Origin of the sequence: Moraxella caprae DSM 19149 (genome assembly GCF_000426885.1) — a bacterium.
In the GTDB taxonomy this organism is placed as follows: domain Bacteria; phylum Pseudomonadota; class Gammaproteobacteria; order Pseudomonadales; family Moraxellaceae; genus Moraxella; species Moraxella caprae.
Map to the genome: position 1 here is coordinate 25,298 of NZ_AUGF01000012.1, position 16,412 is coordinate 41,709.

Genomic DNA, 16,412 nt, shown 5'->3' on the forward strand with positions numbered 1-16,412 from the left:
TAACCTTTATAACACAATTTAAAATTTAGAAATTTTATAGAAATAAAATGGTGTTTTTGCATGAAAAATGACTAAATCTTGTTTTTCATAATAAAAGCTTGTTTGATAGAACGACTATCAAACTTCACTTTTTCCTTGAAAAACGTGCGATTTTTCTCATTTTTCATTGCAAATACAAAAGTTCAACATGCCCTAAGATTTTTACTTAATTTTCAAAATTAAGTGGGTCGGATTGTGGCTCAAAGCCAAAAACTTGTCTGATAGAAAACTCACAGCCTGCATTTTTTCCTTGAAAAACGTGCGATTCCCTGCTTTTTTAAACAGACATTTTTCATTGCAAATACAAAAGACAGGTACATTCTAACATCATACCTTTTTTATCTCCCCCACCTTATTCCCCACCAAAAATGCAACAAGCCCAATCACCAACGCAGGCACAACAGCGTGCAAATCCCATAAGGCGATTTTAAAATAGGCAATGATGACATAGCTCGTCAGACCTGCCACCATAGACCATATCGCCCCTGTGGCATTGGCTTTTTTGTAATACAGTCCAAAGACCAGCACCCACAAGAAAGTCGCCTCTAACCCACCAAAGGATAATAAGTTTAGCCAAATGAGCATATCTGGCGGATTTAGCATGGCAACGACCGCCAAAATCACGGTAAAGCCAAGCGTGAGCGTGGTGGAGTAGCGTTTGATTTTGGCTTCGTTGTGGATAGCGTCAGGCTTGATAGATAAATACAAATCCTTAATCAGCGTGCTTGACGACTGTATCAGCATCGAGTCAATGGACGACATAATCGCCGCCATAGGTGCCGCCAAAAATATCCCTGCCACAAAGGGCGGTAGCACCGTCATCATGAGCGTGGGAATGACCTTGTCAGGCACATCAAGCTCAGGCACGACCGCACGAGCCAAGACCCCTGCTAGGTGCATGCCTAAGACCAGCACCGTCATCACCACCGTTCCCACAAGTATCCCACGATGTAGTGAGCGACTGTCCTTATACGCCATCGCCCGTACCGCCGTATGGGGCAAGCCAATGAGACCAAAACACACCAGTACCCAAAACGACAGCATAAATGTTGCCGACAGCTTATCATCAACGCCTGTTGGGGTCAGTAGGCGTGGGTCAATGGCGTGCAGGGTGGTCATGGCGTTCTCCATGCCCCCTGTGGCGACAAGCGTTGCCCCAAGTAGGAGCATCGTGCCGATGAGCATGACAAGCCCCTGCACGGTGTCGGTCAAGACCACCGCACGAAAGCCCCCAATAAAGGTATAAAGCCCAATCACAAGGGCAAACACGCCAATCGACCATTCATAAGGCAGACCCAGTGTCGTTTCAAGCAGACGACCTGCCCCAATAAACTGTACCACCATCATGCCAAAAAACGCCAGTAGGAGCGAGACACACGCAAGCCACACCACGACTTTATTTTGATAACGGGCAAATAATAGGTCATTGATGGTAATACTACCTGTTTGGCGGGCGAGCATGGCAAACTTCTTACCAAGCGTGCCAAGCGTAAGCCAGATTGCAGGCACTTGTATCATGGACAGTAGCACCCAGCCCAAGCCAAATTTATACGCCGCCCCCGGCCCGCCGATGAATGAGCTTGCCGAGACGTAAGTCGCCACCGTGGTCATCGCAAGCACAAATCCGCCCATGGAGCGTGAGCCGACATAGTATTCATTTAAAAATCCGCCCGTTTTGCGTTTTTGATAAGCGTGCCACGCCACCCCAAACACAAAAAACAGATACAGGACAAGGGGGATTAAAATTTGGATATTTAAATTCATGCGTTTTCCCCTTGTTTGGCATTGTGATTTAATTCGTTACTTAATTCACCGTCCAAATCCACTTCCTGATAAACCGCCTTTAACACCGTCATGCTGATTAAAATAAAAATCAGGGGCAAAAAAATACAGCTTAACTCAAACCACAACGGCAAACCCAAAAGCCCCGTCCCTGCTGGCATAAAATAGGCAAAAATCACCCAACCTGCCATATACAGCAAGGTCAGATACAAAGACCATTTGGCCTCACGGTTTAACTGATGGGTGAGTGGGGCAGGCTTTGGGGGTTGGCTTGGGGTGGGTTGGTTGGCTTGGGGCGGGGTGTCTGACATGGTGCGTCCTTACAAATTCTTATAAAACCCTTTACATAAGGGCAGGATAAAAGCAAAATAAAGGCGAAAAAACGCACAAATTTTAACACAAAATCTGCCACTTTAAAATAAAAAAGACCTTAATTAATATTAAGGTCTTTTTAAGTCTGTTACCAAAACTGGCATGAGTGCCGATTAAGCTTTTAGGGCTTTGATGGCTTTGTTTAGACGGCTCTTATGACGAGCGGCTTTGTTTTTGTGAATGATGCCTTTGTCAGCCATGCGGTCAATCACAGGAACGGCTTTGTCGTAGGCTTCGGTTGCTAGGTCATAAGACTTAGATTCGATGGCAGATACCACACGTTTGATGCAGGTACGAACCATAGAGCGTTGAGAAGCGTTTTGGGCACGGCGTTTGACGTTTTGGCGTGCACGTTTACGAGCTTGGGCTGAGTTTGCCATGATGATTTCCTTACAAAAAGTAAAAATGGATAAAAGTAACTTAGTGTAGGCGATAATTCAGGCAGCCACCGAATTACCCAATAAAATAAAGGAGACACGTTGCCTAACACAATAAAGTCGATATATTAGCAAATTTTTGCGATTTATTCAAGTGTATTGTTGGGGCGTGTTGAATATTGATAACATTTTTTACAAGGTAATGATGAAAATTTGACAATTTCAACCCATTTTTGCATGAAAAATGGCTAAATCTTGTTTTTCATCGTCAAAATCCTTGTTGATATTTCAATATCAACTGCGGACTTTTCCTTGAAAAACGGGCGATTTCTCTCATTTTTCATTGCAAATACCAACATTCAACACACCCTAAGTTTTAAAAATGCTAAAAAACCACCAAACCATAAAGTTTTAACATATTGATTTTTAATTATTTTTTAAAATAAAAAGCTTGCATTTTATGGCGTAAAATTCGCCATTTTTGCCATTTTGTGCTATAATGTCGCCTTTATGTGTGTTACTTGGAAAAATTATGACCGATAGCGTAACCCCCGTTGGGATTGTTGATGAATTAAAGCAGTCCTACCTTGACTATGCGATGAGCGTCATCGTCTCTCGTGCCTTGCCTGATGTGCGAGACGGCTTAAAGCCTGTTCACCGCCGTGTGATGTACGCCATGCACGAGCTGTCCAACGATTATAACAAACCCTACAAAAAATCTGCCCGTGTCGTGGGCGATGTTATCGGTAAATACCACCCTCACGGCGACACTGCCGTGTATGATGCCATTGTGCGTCTTGCCCAGCCGTTTTCTATGCGGTATATGATGGTGGACGGACAGGGTAACTTCGGTTCGGTGGACGGCGACCCACCTGCCGCCATGCGTTATACCGAAGTGCGTATGCAAAAACTCACGCACCAAATGCTTGCCGACCTTGACAAAGACACGGTGGACTGGGAGGATAACTATGACGGCTCCGAAAAAATGCCGTCTGTGCTACCTGCCCGTGTGCCAAACCTGCTTGTCAATGGAGCAACGGGCATTGCAGTCGGCATGGCGACCAACATGGCACCGCACAACCTAACTGAAGTTGTGAACGCTTGTCTTGCCTATGCCGATAACCCACAGATTGATGGCGATGAGCTGGCAAGCCACATCAGCGGGCCTGACTTCCCCACAGGTGGTATCATCTATGGGCGAAGTGGCATTTTTGACGCCTATCGCACAGGCAAGGGGCGACTGCACATTCGTGGGCGTTATGTCATTGAAAATATGGAAGGGGCAAGCAAAGACCGTGAACGCATTGTCTTTACTGAGATTCCTTATCAAGTCAATAAAGCCAAACTCATTGAGCAAATCGCCCAACTTGTCAATGACAAAAAATTAGACGGTATCACAGGCGTGCGTGATGAGTCTGACAAAGAGGGTATGCGGATTGCCATTGACCTAAGACGTGGCGAAAATGCCGAAGTTGTGGTAAATAATCTATTTTTGCAAACACCCTTAGAGTCCAGTTTTAGTATTAACATGGTTGCTCTTGACAACGGACAGCCACGCCTTATGACCTTGCATGACTTGATTGCCAGCTTTATCCGTCATCGCCAAGAAGTCGTTACACGCCGTACCATTTTTGAGCTGAATAAAGCCAAAGCTCGTGGACATTTGTTGGAGGGCTTGACCATTGCTCTTGCCAACATTGATGACATCATTGAGACCATTAAAAAGTCCGCCAACCGTGCCGAGGCTCGTGAGAACCTGCTTGGGCGTATCTGGCAGGCGGGCAATGTGGTTGCCATGCTAAAAAATGCAGGGGCAACGTCTATCCGCCCCGACATCATCGAAGGTGAGGACTTAAACGCACCGTTTGGGCTTGTCAATGACGACAAAGAATACCGCCTATCACCCGACCAAGTAAACGCCATTTTGGATATGCAACTCCACCGCTTGACAGGTTTGGAGCAGGACAAATTATCCAAAGAATACCAAGAGATTTTGGGCGAGATTGCACGCTTACAGATGATTTTGGCGGATTTTGACAAGCTCATGGGCGTGATTAAGGCGGAGCTTATCCAAATCCGTGATGATTTTGGCGATGAGCGTAAGACCGATATTGTGGACGCACGAGCCGATTTTAGCCGTGAAGACTTAATCCCAGAGCAGACGGTGGTCATGACCGTGTCGCATACAGGCTATGCCAAAACCCAAGCCGTGAGCGACTACCAAGCCCAAAAACGTGGCGGAAAAGGCAAATCAGCAACCGCCATGAAAGAAGATGACGTGATTGAGCATTTATTAGTTACCAGTACGCACGCCCATATTTTGTGCTTTACCAATACAGGGCGAGTGTTTGGCTTGCGTGGCTTTGAAGTGCCGATTGCGTCTCGTGGCTCAAAGGGTAGACCGCTTGTCAATCTTATCAACATTGACCCAAGCGAGAGCGTAACCGCCATTTTGCCTGTGGAGAGCCTAGCCGATGACGGTAAATTTGTGTTTTTTGCCACGGCAAGCGGTACGGTCAAGCGTGTGGCGTTGTCGCAATTTGCCAATTTGCGTGCCAACGGACTAAGAGCCATTGACCTTGTGGATGGCGATACCTTGATTGGCGTGGCGATTACGGACGGTGAGCAACAGATTATGCTGTTCTCCAACGAAGGCAAAGCCATTCGCTTTAAAGAATCCGCCATTCGTGCCATGGGACGTACTGCCAAGGGCGTGCGTGGTATCCGTGTCAATCTGCTCGCCAGTCTCGGCTTGGACGATGATGAGCCGACCGATGACGATACCGATGATAGTGATAATGACAGCGTGGTGTCGGTCAGCCGTGTGGTGTCGCTCGTGGTTGCCCCACAGGCAGGCGAGATTTTGACAGCGTGCGAAAACGGTTACGGCAAACGCACCCCGATTGACGACTATCCGACCAAAGGGCGTGGCGGTCAAGGCGTGATTGCCATTAAGACATCAGAGCGTAACGGCCAGCTTGTCAAAGCGGTGGCGGTAACAGGCGATGAAGACGTGATTTTAATCTCCGATAAAGGCACGCTTGTCCGCACACCGGTCGCCCAAATCGCAACCGCAGGACGTAACGCCCAAGGGGTCAAGCTCATTCGCATTGGCGAGAGCGAAACGCTGGTGGGGCTTGCGTGTGTGGAGCATGAAGAGCCAAGCGATGATGATAGCGACAGCGAACATGGCGAGATGATAGAAACGAGCCAAGACAGTGAATGATAAAAAAGGCGGATTGATGTCCGCCTTTTTGTTGGGCGTGTTATTGGGTGTATAAATGTGTTTTGCCTTTATTGGTCTTCACCTGAATTTTTTTCAACTTTTTTTTAAAATATATCAGTTTTTTTCATTAAGAAAATGTGGTTTAATAGTGCGTGTTGAATCTTTGTATTTGCGATGAACAATGAGAAAAATCGCACGTTTTTCAAGGAAAAAGTGAAGTTTGATGGCCACTCTATCAAACGAGCTTTTGACACAGAAAAACAAGATTTAGCCATTTTTCATGCAAAAACATTGTTCATACCTAAAATTTTTTAAAATGTAAAATGTGTTATAAAGGTTCAGCACGCCCTACACCCATTCCAAAAACAACCCCGTAAGGTGAAAAAATGACCGCACAATTTCAATGCCGAGTGCATACCCAGCGTTTTGATGAAAACTATGAGCCAGCCAGTAGCACTCGTTTGACCACCAACTTTGCTAACCTAGCTCGTGGCGAAAACCGCAAACAAAACCTACAAAACGCCATTGCCATGATTAACAACCGTTTTAACGATTTGGCGAACTGGGACAACCCCACCAACGACCGCTATTCGGTGCTGATTGACATTGTGTCTATTGACATTGACGTGGCAGGCAAGGGCGAATTTTTCTCAGGATTAGAATGGTTAAAAACGTCTGTACTTGACCACAAAACAGGCAAAACCATTGACGGCATCATCGGCAACAGCTTTTCATCGTTTGTCCGTGATTATGATTTTAGCGTGCTACTTCGTGAGTACAACAAGGACAAGCCTGAATTTAGTGTGCCAGAAGGCTATGGCGATTTGCATGGCAAATTGTTCAAATTCATGGTTGCGTCCGAAGAGTACAAAGCCCAATCCAAAAAACCGCCCGTACTGTGCCTAAGCGTTGCGACCACTCGCACCTACCACAGAACCACCAACACACACCCGATTTTGGGCGTGGAATATGTGCAAAACGACTATTCATTGACCGATGAATATTTTGCCAAAATGGGCTTAAAAGTGCGTTACTTTATGCCACCAAAATCGGTTGCTCCGTATGCGTTTTATTTTGATGAAAATGCTGATTTGTTGAATGATTACACCAACTTAGAGCTCATCAGCACCATTGCGACCATGGAAGCGTTCCAGCGTATCTATCGCCCAGAGATTTATAGTGCCAATTCGGTGGCGGGGCAAGTGTACAAGGGTAGTCTAACTTATGAAGACTATGCCGTGCCGAAAGTGGATTATGACCGTGTGGAGCGTAACGATTTGGCGGTAAAACAAGGCAAACTTGCCGAAGAGCAGTTTATCAAGCCGTACAAAGAGATTTTGGACGCTTGGCTTGCCGAAAAATAAAAGATGAATTTCAATCAACCGATTTAATTGTCGGTTGATTTGAATTTTTTTGGTATAATGCAAATTTTAATTTAGGAAAATACAATGAGCAAACTTTTACTTCCCACTTCCACCGCAGGCAGTTTGCCAAAACCGTCTTGGCTTGCCGAACCCGAAAAACTGTGGTCAGAATGGAAATTTGAAGGCGATGAGCTACGCCAAGCCAAGCAAGACGCACTACTTATATCGCTTGCCGAGCAGACCCGTGCAGGCATTGACATTGTCAGCGACGGTGAGCAGACTCGTCAGCACTTTGTAACCACGTTTATTGAGCATTTGGACGGTGTGGATTTTAACAAGCGTGAAACCGTCCGTATTCGTAACCGCTACGATGCTAGTGTGCCTAGCGTGGTAGGCGATGTGTCTCGCCCGAAATCGGTGTTTGTGGACGATGCCAAATTTTTGCGTCAGCATACCGACAAGCTCATCAAATGGGCGTTGCCTGGCCCGATGACGATGATTGATACCTTGTATGACGGGCATTACAAGAGCCGTGAAAAATTGGCGTGGGAATTTGCCAAAATCCTAAATGAAGAAGCAAAAGAGCTAGAAGCGGCAGGCGTGGATATTATTCAGTTTGATGAGCCTGCGTTTAATGTGTTTTTTGATGAGCTAAACGATTGGGGCGTGGCAACTTTGGAGCGTGCCACCTCCGGGCTAAAATGCCAAACAGCGGTACATATCTGCTACGGCTACGGCATTAAGGCGAACACCGATTGGAAGCAAACGCTTGGCAACGAATGGCGACAATACGAAGAGAGTTTCCCAAAACTGCAACAATCCAAAATTGACATCATCTCGCTAGAATGCCAAAATTCTCGTGTGCCAATGGATTTGATTGAGCTGATTCGTGGCAAAACGGTCATGGTTGGGGCGATTGACGTGGCGACCAATGAGGTTGAAACACCTGAGCAAGTGGCGGATACTTTGCGTAAAGCCTTGCAATTTGTGGATGCAGATAAACTCTACCCAAGCACCAACTGCGGTATGGCTCCACTATCTCGTACGGTTGCTCGTGGTAAGTTGCACGCTCTTAGCGAAGGGGCGAAAATTATCCGTAACGAGTTGGCAGGTAAATAATCAGCCAAATCGAATGAATGTTGGGTTTTCTGTATGAAAATCCAACATTTGTATTTATAAAATAATTTAAGAAAATAACAATGGTATCAGTAACAGATTTTAAAGACGCAATGGCAAAACTCACCACCGCTGTTCATGTGATAACGACAGACGGTGTGGCAGGGCGACATGGTTTTACGGCATCGGCAGTATGTAGCGTGACCGACACGCCCCCGACTTTGCTTGTGTGTATGAATACAAACATCGGATTTTATGACAATTTTGTCAAAAATGGCGTGCTTATGGTCAATACCTTGACCGCTGAACAGTCGCACTTATCTAATACGTTCGCATCACGGCTAAATTCTGATGAGCGTTTTGAGCACGGCACTTGGGAGACACTAACCACAGGCTCGCCAATGCTAACTGATGCCTTGATGAGCTTTGATTGCAAGATTAGCGAGATTAAAGAAGTTGGCACGCATGGGGTGTTCATTTGTGAGATTATCGCCATTCGTCAAGGCGACAGTGATAAGGCATTGACTTATTTTAACCGTAATTATCATAAAACTGATGACGGCACGGCATTATACAGCCAACAAAATTGAATTTTACTACAAAAACCTTTCGCCACAAGCTTGCCTGTGGATCGTTTTCCGTCATGGGCAGGCATGGCTCACCACGAACGAAAACCGTAGTACTTTTTCATTTTGTATGGTGTAAAAGCTAGGGCATGCCTGCCTTTGGTATCTGTAATGAAAATGCCTTTTTAAAAAAGCAGGGGAATCGCACGTTTTTCAACGGAAAAACGCAGGCTGTAAGTTTTTTATCAAACAAGCTTTGGTCTTCGCGCCATAAGATTTGACTATTTTTCATGCAAAAATTGATTGACATTGTCAAATTTTCATCTTGTTTTATAAAAATGTTATCAATGGTAGGCACGTCCTAGTATTTAAAAGCAACAAGCGGGGTTCTATGGCGTGCCATGCTTGCCAAATACTTAACCAAAAGGAGTATTTTATCCTTGACAAATATCATGAATAATACACCAAAACCAATATCCCAAAGGTGTCTTATGACCGTCCAAGCCTATAACCCCAAAGCCCCAAATAACCCCGCCCCCACTTCAAACCCCCAAACCAGCCCTGAGCTATTACAAATCAGCGAGCCAAGCCAAGCCCACGCCAAACCGTCAGATGGTTCGTGCGGTTGTGGTGGCTCTCACAACCACAACCATAGCCATGCCCATCATCATAACCACGAGCCTGAATTTTTTGATGACGGCATTCGGGTCATGCCCACATCAGACGACCTAAAACGCTTATCATCGGACGCCGAACTCATACAGCAAGCCATCAGCGAAGAAAACGCCAATCACAGCAATCTTATCGCTTCATCTCGCCAAAGCGTGCCGACCATTACGGTCAATGGCGTGCTTATCAGCGAGCAAGCCATTGGCGAAGAAGTGCAGTATCACCCTGCCGACAGCCAAGACGAAGCGTTGTTTTTATCCGCCCAAGCGTTGGTCATTCGTGAGTTATTACGCCAAGCGGTCATGGCGGATGATGAATTAAAAGACGAATGGCAAGTCGATGATGAGAACGCCATCTCAAAACTCATCGCCAAAAACGTCCACCCCAACACGCCAACCGACAGCATTTGTGAGCAGTATTACACCGCCAATCAAGGCGAGTTTACCGCACCGCCTGTCATGAAAGTTCGCCATATTCTCTTTGCTTGTCCGCCCGAAGAAGGCGAAGAACGCATTGAGCTAAAAAAACGTGCCTATGAGCTGATTGATACCATCAAAAACAGCCCCAATCCGTCAGGCGAATTTATTACCCAAGCCATGCAATACTCTGCCTGTCCGTCCAAGACAGATGGGGGCGAGCTTGGTATTTTACAAAAAGGGGCGACTGTACCCGAGTTTGAAAAGGCGGTCTTTGCTCTGCCCAAAGGACTTGCCCCAAGCCCCATTGAGAGCCGTTATGGGGTGCATATTGTGGACGTGATGGAGCGTATGGACGGTAAGGCATTGAGCTTTGATGAAGCCCTGCCCATGATTAGAAATAGACTGTCTCAGCAGGCATTTCATCATGCGTTAATTGATTATCTGTACACCCTAAAACAAAATGCCGACATCGTGGGCATTGATATTAGTGTTAATCAAGAGAACATTTATCGAGGATAAGGAGGGATTATGATTAGTGTGGAAGACTTACAACACGCCATCAACACCACGGCAAGCACGCACGCCAAGACTTATCAGGATACGCTAGCTTTGCCCTTATTGTCCGCCATCGGTCATGTACTGGCACAGGACATCACGGCAGGCTTTGACATTCCTCGCCAAAACTTGTCCGCCATGGATGGTTTTGCCTTGGGGGTAGGGTCGGATTTGGCAAGCGGTAGTCAGTTTGTTGTCATTGGCGAGTCGTGTGCAGGCAAGCCCTATCATGGGGCGATAGGTGTGGGGCAAGCGGTGCGAATTTTTACAGGGGCGGTCGTGCCAGATGGGTGCGATAATGTGGTCATGCAAGAAAACACCGATTGGGACAACATAAAAAATAGCATTGACAAATCCACCACTTACACCATCACCCTTGCCAAAGACTCATACACAGGCAACAACATAAGACACCAAGGCGAAGAAGTCGCCACAGGCGAGTGCGTGCTGACCGTGGGCAAACGCCTAAATCCTGCCGACATCAGTCTGCTTGCCAATCTTGGTGTGGCAGATGTGGTGGTGTATCGTCCGCTTGTGGTGGGGATTTTGGCAACAGGGGACGAGCTTGTGAACGTGGGCGAGAGCCTGCCAAGCCTTGCCAATATCTACAACTCAAACACACCCACCCTAAAAGCACTTCTAAAAGACTTGCCTGTCATCATCAAAGACTACGGCATTATCCCTGACGACTTGTCCAAGACCTGCCACGCCATAGAGCAAGCGGTGCATGAATGCGATGTGGTGGTGTCAAGTGCAGGGGTGTCGGTGGGTGATTATGATTTTTTGACGCACGCCATTGACAAACTGGGCAAAATCACCCATTACAAAGTCGCCATGAAACCAGGCAAGCCTTTTGTTTTTGGCGAGCTTTATGACAATGCCGACAGCCCCAAAACGGTGCTGTATTTTGGGCTACCGGGCAATCCTTTGTCCTGCGTGGTGGGCTGTTTGCAGTTTATCATTCCTGCCTTGTGGCGACTGTCTGGGGTGCGTGATGATGACTTACCCAAGCGATTGACCCTAAGCGCAACCCCAAGCCACGACATCAAAAAAAGGGCAGGGCGTAAAGAATTTATGCGTGGCATATACCATCAAGATGAGTTTGGCAGATTTGTGGTGCAAGCGGTGGGCGTGCAAGACTCGCACCGTATCAAGCAATTATCGCTTGCCAACTGCCTTATCGTGGCGGACAAAGACAGCGAAGGTTATTTGGCAGGCGATGAGATAACGATAGAGCCGTTTGGGTGGGGGTTTTATTGATTGGGGTTTGTTTTTTAAAAGGGTAAATTGATTTTGCCCTTTTTTAAATACTAGGCTGTCTTGTAAATAAATATACTCAATAAGCGTGGATGTAGGGGGTGCTGAGCACGCCTTGCACAGTATGTTATCCAAGGGTGTGCTCAGCACACTCCTACAAACCTGTGGTAAATATCAAGTTGGTCGGGTGTACATAACCCAATAACCATATCATGGTCGCCACGACATAAATAATTGCAGATAACACAAGACCAAGCCATATGCCAGTATCATTATAGGGGCGGACATAACCGCCAATAAATGTACATATCGTACCAAAAATAATCGCCCCAGTCAGCCAAAGAATAAAGAATAATATCAATATCATGGGGTTGTTTTCTTGATTTAGTTTATCAGGTTTTGTTAAATTTCAATAAAATGTTACCAATGGTAGGCACGCCCTAAATATGATTTTTATTATTTTTAAAAAAATTCGATGAGCGACTCCAAAAACCCTTGAATAAAAGCACACAAAGCCACAGCCAAAATAATCAAAGGTATTGCCAATATAGGAAATAATAAACAAAGTGCAATCAATACCCCAATAAATAAACCTAAGAGTGACGTCATATCATTTAGCCTTTGATTTGGATTTTTAAATCATACAGCGATTTGGTTTGATGTTCAAGTAGTTTTGTGAGTAAATGTTGTGGCTGTACAAATAAAAACCCCATCACCCCACCCCTACCCCCAAAGTAGTATGCTGTTTACCTTTTGGGCGATTGGGGTGGATGCACGGTTTTGCTACACTTAGCCCATACCCACAACCGAGGCAACGCCTTACGAAGCCATGAAAACGTCCGTCCCCACCTACCACGCCAAAGCCCCCTTTGCTGACATGGGCGGGCAAGGCTCACACACTCAACTTGCCCCCACCCCACTTGTGGACGGATTTAACAGACAGCTGACCTACCTACGCCTATCCGTTACCGACTTTTGTAACTTTCGCTGTGATTACTGCTTGCCGAACGGCTATCAAGGCAAACGACCCGATGACGAGCTGACACTTGCCGAGATTGACACGCTTTTTGACGGCTTTGTCAGTCTTGGTACAAAAAAAGTACGTCTGACAGGCGGAGAGCCGTCCGTTCGCCGTGATTTGGCGGACATCATTGCCCTTGCCAAACAGCATGGCATTGCCAAAATCGCCATCTCATCAAACGGCTACAAACTTGCCAAACACCTATCATCTTGGCAAAACGCTGGGCTTAATCAATTAAATCTTAGCATTGACAGTTTTGATAAAAACATATTCAAAAAAATCACAGGCTTTGACATATTGCCCACGCTATTAAATGATGTGGATAAATTATTACAAATGACCGACATTAAATTAAAAATGAACGGTATTTTAATGCACGATACCGCTTATGATAATTTATTATCCGCCCTTGATTTTGTCAAAGAGCGTCCTGTTACTTATCGCTTTATTGAATTTATGCAAACCAGTGATAATGCCGATTTGTTTTTTGCTCAAAATCAAACCGCCCAGTTTATCAAAGACTACCTTGTTACACATGGCTGGCAACCCAAGCCTAAAGTCCAAGACGATGGACCTGCTATTGAATATATCCACCCTGATTATGCAGGCAGTATTGGCATTATTGAGCCGTATGCCAAAAACTTTTGTGATAGTTGCAATCGCTTAAGAGTCAGCAGTCTTGGCAAAGTGCATTTGTGCTTATTTGATTCTCAAAATTATGACATTCGCCCTTATCTTGCCACACAAGATAAAAAAGGGCTAATGACAGCACTAAAAGGCTTAATGCCAATCAAACCTGAACACCATTATTTAGACAGTCATAGCGGTATGATGAATAATTTATCACTGGTGGGCGGTTAGTTATATCTTATGATATGATATGGCTTTTAATGCATTAGGTGTTCAATCATGACCGCAGAGACAATCACACAAGCAGATGATTTGCCCAGACTTGTTGGCACATTAACCGATGTACGAGCAGGCAAGGTAGAGCCGTTCGTGCGTGGCGTGAGTGCCATTAACAAAATAGCGATTGACGGTAGCATGACGGTAAATCTGCTGGGTCTGTCCGAGGATGAGCAGGCAGAACATAAATTTCATGGCGGACATCTAAAAGCCCTGCATCAAATGCCCATCACGACCTATGACGCCATCAATCAAGAGTTTAATTTGAACGCACCCATCGGCTCATTGGGCGAGAACCTAACCGTGATGACATCAGGCGAACCGATGTGCGAGGATAATGTCTGCATTGGCGACATTTATCAGTTTGGCGAGGGCGATGACAGCGTACAGGCGCGTCTGATACAGCCACGTCGCCCCTGCTATAAGATTAATGACAAGCTTGGCAACGCAGGCGTGTCCTATTTCGTGGCACGAGAGGGCATTGCAGGGTGGTATTATCAGGTGGTGCGAACTGGGGTGCTTCATGCGGACATGCCTGTTTATCTTATTGACCGCCCTTATCCTTTTGCTAATTTGACGGCGCTGTGGTCATTAATTAACCAAAAATCTGGCATTGAGGCACAGACGGCGGATAAATGGCTTGGTATTGACTGTCTAGAAATCAGCTGGAAAAAGAAAATCCATGACAAACGTAAAGCTCATTGATATTTTATTTACTTTAATTTAAAAGGGCAATCCTATGTGCAAGATTTGCAATAACCCCAACCACATCGCTCCACCAAAAGCGGACAAGCCATTTATTCCGCTCAACATCGCCGTGCTGACCGTCTCGGACACTCGCACGCTGGATGAAGACACATCAGGGCAGTATCTGGCGGACAGTATCACAAAGGCAGGACATACGCTCATTGACCGAAAACTCACAACAGATGACATCTACCAAATCCGTGCCGTGATGAGTGCGTGGATTGCTGACCCCAATGTTCATGCCGTCATCAGCACGGGCGGTACGGGCTTTTATCATCGGGACAATATGCCAGAGGCGGTGTCGGTGCTGTTTGACAAAGAAGTGGCAGGCTTTGGCGAGATGTTTCGCCTACTCTCCAAAGATGACATCGGTATGTCCACCTTGCAATCTCGGGCGGTGGCAGGTATGGCGAACAGCACGGCGATTTTTTGCTTGCCGGGTTCGACAGGGGCGTGTCGCACGGGCTGGGAAGGCATTTTGTTAGAACAGCTTGATAACCGCACACGCCCATGCAACTTTGTGCCACATCTTATGCGTCAAAATCCCACGCACAGCTAAGCGATGGGCAAAGCCATGAGCGTCATTGGTCTATTGATTTTGGCAGGGGGTAATTCTCGCCGTATGGGTTCGCCCAAGGCGTTGTTGCCTTTGCCAAATCATCAGACATTGCTTAATTTTCACATCAATAATGCCAATATGTTAAATCTGCCGATACTCATTGGTGATAATGATAAAGGATTTTTGGATAAGTGTTTTTCAAACAATACCAATTCAATCAATTCATCTGTTGTTATCATTGATGACTATATCAAAAATGCAGGGGCATTATCTTGTATATTATCCGCTTTTCATTATTGTCAAACTCATTTTATTAATCAAGATAAATCAACGGACAATAATTTATCCGATAAATTTTTGATGGTGATTAGCTGTGATAATTTGATTGATGTTGGTCAAATTTTTAATTTATTAAAAAAGGCTAATTTAAAAAATCATCATGGGGCATATCTAAAAGACATATCAAGCGATAAAGATTATCCGTTATTAGGCTGTTATTCGTTGTCTTTATATGATGAATTAAAAATATATTTGGATAAGGGCGAGCGGTCTGTGATGAAATTTTTAAAGGATAAAGATATTTGCCAAATACCCATGCCACTATCCACGCCAACAGATTGGCGAAATCTTGCCAATTTTAATGCGCCCGATGAATTTAAATTGGCATTATCGTATTTTAAAAACAACCCACAAAAAGAGCAATCATGAATCTTACCCATTTAGACAAAGACGGCAACATCACCATGGTGGACGTGGGCGACAAAATTGCCACCGCACGCACCGCGAGTGCACAGGGCAAGGTGGTGTTCACCCCTGACGTGTACCGCCACATCAAAGACACAGACGGCATGACCAAAAAGGGCAGTATCATTCAAACCGCCCACATCGCAGGGATTATGGCAGGCAAAAAAACGCATGAGCTGATACCCTTATGCCACGCCTTGCCCCTTGACACCATCAAGATGAGCTTTCGTTATGCCGATGATGAGTGTGCCATCGTGGTGGGGGCGACCGCCAAAGTTACCCATAAGACAGGCGTTGAAATGGAAGCCCTGACCGCCGTGTCGGTGGCGTGTCTTACCATCTATGACATGACCAAGGCAATCAGCCACGACATCACGATAGAAGGCATTCATCTTGTCCAAAAAACAGGGGGGAAATCTGATTATGACAAATAACAATCAACCATTTGATACGATAAGCCTTACCGTGCTGTACTTTGCCAGCCTTGCCGAGCAGGCAGGTAAGGATAGCGAGACTGTGCAGGTGGACAGTGATGACTTGACGGTAATTTATGCCAAATTGTCCGCCAAATACGGCTTTGATTTGCCCCAAGACAAGGTAGCAGTTGCCATCAATCACGAGTTTGGCAGTTGGGGCGATGGCGTGTCATCGGGCGATACAATTGCCTTTATTCCGCCTGTGGCAGGGGGCTGA

Annotated in this window: 16 protein-coding genes; 12 read left to right on the top strand and 4 right to left on the bottom strand. The window is 45.8% G+C overall.

What is annotated here, in order from left to right:
- Positions 1–366: 366 nt before the first annotated feature.
- The 3 genes from panF to rpsT form a co-directional block, all read right to left on the bottom strand.
- Positions 367–1,803 (bottom strand): sodium/pantothenate symporter, encoded by a 1,437-nt coding sequence (gene panF, locus K941_RS0105165; protein ID WP_036387555.1) that lies wholly within the window; start codon positions 1,801–1,803, stop codon positions 367–369.
- A complete protein-coding gene (locus K941_RS16790; protein ID WP_084137678.1) occupies positions 1,800–2,132 on the bottom strand; it encodes a YhdT family protein in 333 nt (110 codons plus the stop codon). The genes panF and K941_RS16790 overlap by 4 nt, the downstream gene beginning before the upstream one ends.
- Before the next feature lie 174 nt (positions 2,133–2,306).
- The gene (gene rpsT / locus K941_RS0105175) at positions 2,307–2,573 is read right to left on the bottom strand and encodes a 30S ribosomal protein S20 (protein WP_029102770.1); all 267 of its coding nucleotides are present in this window, start codon (positions 2,571–2,573) and stop codon (positions 2,307–2,309) included.
- A gap of 529 nt (positions 2,574–3,102) precedes the next feature.
- Between rpsT and gyrA the strand changes: the two genes are divergently transcribed.
- The 6 genes from gyrA (at position 3,103) to K941_RS0105220 (ending at position 11,745) form a co-directional block, all read left to right on the top strand.
- Positions 3,103–5,796: a DNA gyrase subunit A gene (gene gyrA / locus K941_RS0105185; protein ID WP_036387559.1), complete on the top strand. Its 2,694-nt coding sequence runs from the start codon at positions 3,103–3,105 to the stop codon at positions 5,794–5,796.
- A gap of 386 nt (positions 5,797–6,182) precedes the next feature.
- Positions 6,183–7,160 (top strand): DUF1852 domain-containing protein, encoded by a 978-nt coding sequence (locus K941_RS0105195; RefSeq protein ID WP_029102772.1) that lies wholly within the window; start codon positions 6,183–6,185, stop codon positions 7,158–7,160.
- Between the two features lie 84 nt (positions 7,161–7,244).
- Positions 7,245–8,279 (top strand): methionine synthase, encoded by a 1,035-nt coding sequence (locus K941_RS0105200; protein WP_029102773.1) that lies wholly within the window; start codon positions 7,245–7,247, stop codon positions 8,277–8,279.
- Between the two features lie 80 nt (positions 8,280–8,359).
- Positions 8,360–8,866, top strand: a complete 507-nt coding sequence (locus tag K941_RS0105205; protein ID WP_029102774.1) for a flavin reductase — start codon at positions 8,360–8,362, stop codon at positions 8,864–8,866.
- A 467-nt stretch (positions 8,867–9,333) separates the two neighbouring features.
- Positions 9,334–10,449 (top strand): peptidylprolyl isomerase, encoded by a 1,116-nt coding sequence (locus K941_RS0105215; RefSeq protein WP_084137679.1) that lies wholly within the window; start codon positions 9,334–9,336, stop codon positions 10,447–10,449.
- Positions 10,450–10,458: 9 nt separating this feature from the next.
- The gene (locus K941_RS0105220; protein WP_029102777.1) at positions 10,459–11,745 is read left to right on the top strand and encodes a molybdopterin molybdotransferase MoeA; all 1,287 of its coding nucleotides are present in this window, start codon (positions 10,459–10,461) and stop codon (positions 11,743–11,745) included.
- A 151-nt stretch (positions 11,746–11,896) separates the two neighbouring features.
- On the opposite strand, the gene K941_RS0105225 is transcribed toward K941_RS0105220, so the two are convergent.
- Positions 11,897–12,109, bottom strand: a complete 213-nt coding sequence (locus K941_RS0105225) for a hypothetical protein (protein ID WP_029102778.1) — start codon at positions 12,107–12,109, stop codon at positions 11,897–11,899.
- A 510-nt stretch (positions 12,110–12,619) separates the two neighbouring features.
- Here K941_RS0105225 and moaA point away from each other — a divergent pair.
- From moaA to K941_RS0105265, 6 genes are read left to right on the top strand one after another with little or no spacing between them, the layout of a single operon-like run.
- On the top strand, positions 12,620–13,624 hold the full coding sequence (moaA, locus tag K941_RS0105240; RefSeq protein WP_228130369.1) for a GTP 3',8-cyclase MoaA: 1,005 nt from the start codon (positions 12,620–12,622) through the stop codon (positions 13,622–13,624).
- A 48-nt stretch (positions 13,625–13,672) separates the two neighbouring features.
- Positions 13,673–14,374: an MOSC domain-containing protein gene (locus tag K941_RS0105245; protein ID WP_029102780.1), complete on the top strand. Its 702-nt coding sequence runs from the start codon at positions 13,673–13,675 to the stop codon at positions 14,372–14,374.
- Positions 14,375–14,408: 34 nt separating this feature from the next.
- Complete coding sequence (gene moaB, locus K941_RS0105250) at positions 14,409–14,975, top strand: molybdenum cofactor biosynthesis protein B (RefSeq protein WP_029102781.1); 567 nt, start codon at positions 14,409–14,411, stop codon at positions 14,973–14,975.
- A gap of 15 nt (positions 14,976–14,990) precedes the next feature.
- A complete protein-coding gene (gene mobA / locus K941_RS0105255; RefSeq protein WP_036387595.1) occupies positions 14,991–15,683 on the top strand; it encodes a molybdenum cofactor guanylyltransferase in 693 nt (230 codons plus the stop codon).
- Positions 15,680–16,153 (top strand): cyclic pyranopterin monophosphate synthase MoaC, encoded by a 474-nt coding sequence (moaC, locus tag K941_RS0105260; RefSeq protein ID WP_036387561.1) that lies wholly within the window; start codon positions 15,680–15,682, stop codon positions 16,151–16,153. Before mobA ends, moaC begins: the two co-directional genes overlap by 4 nt.
- Positions 16,143–16,412, top strand: a complete 270-nt coding sequence (locus K941_RS0105265) for a MoaD/ThiS family protein (protein ID WP_029102784.1) — start codon at positions 16,143–16,145, stop codon at positions 16,410–16,412. The genes moaC and K941_RS0105265 overlap by 11 nt, the downstream gene beginning before the upstream one ends.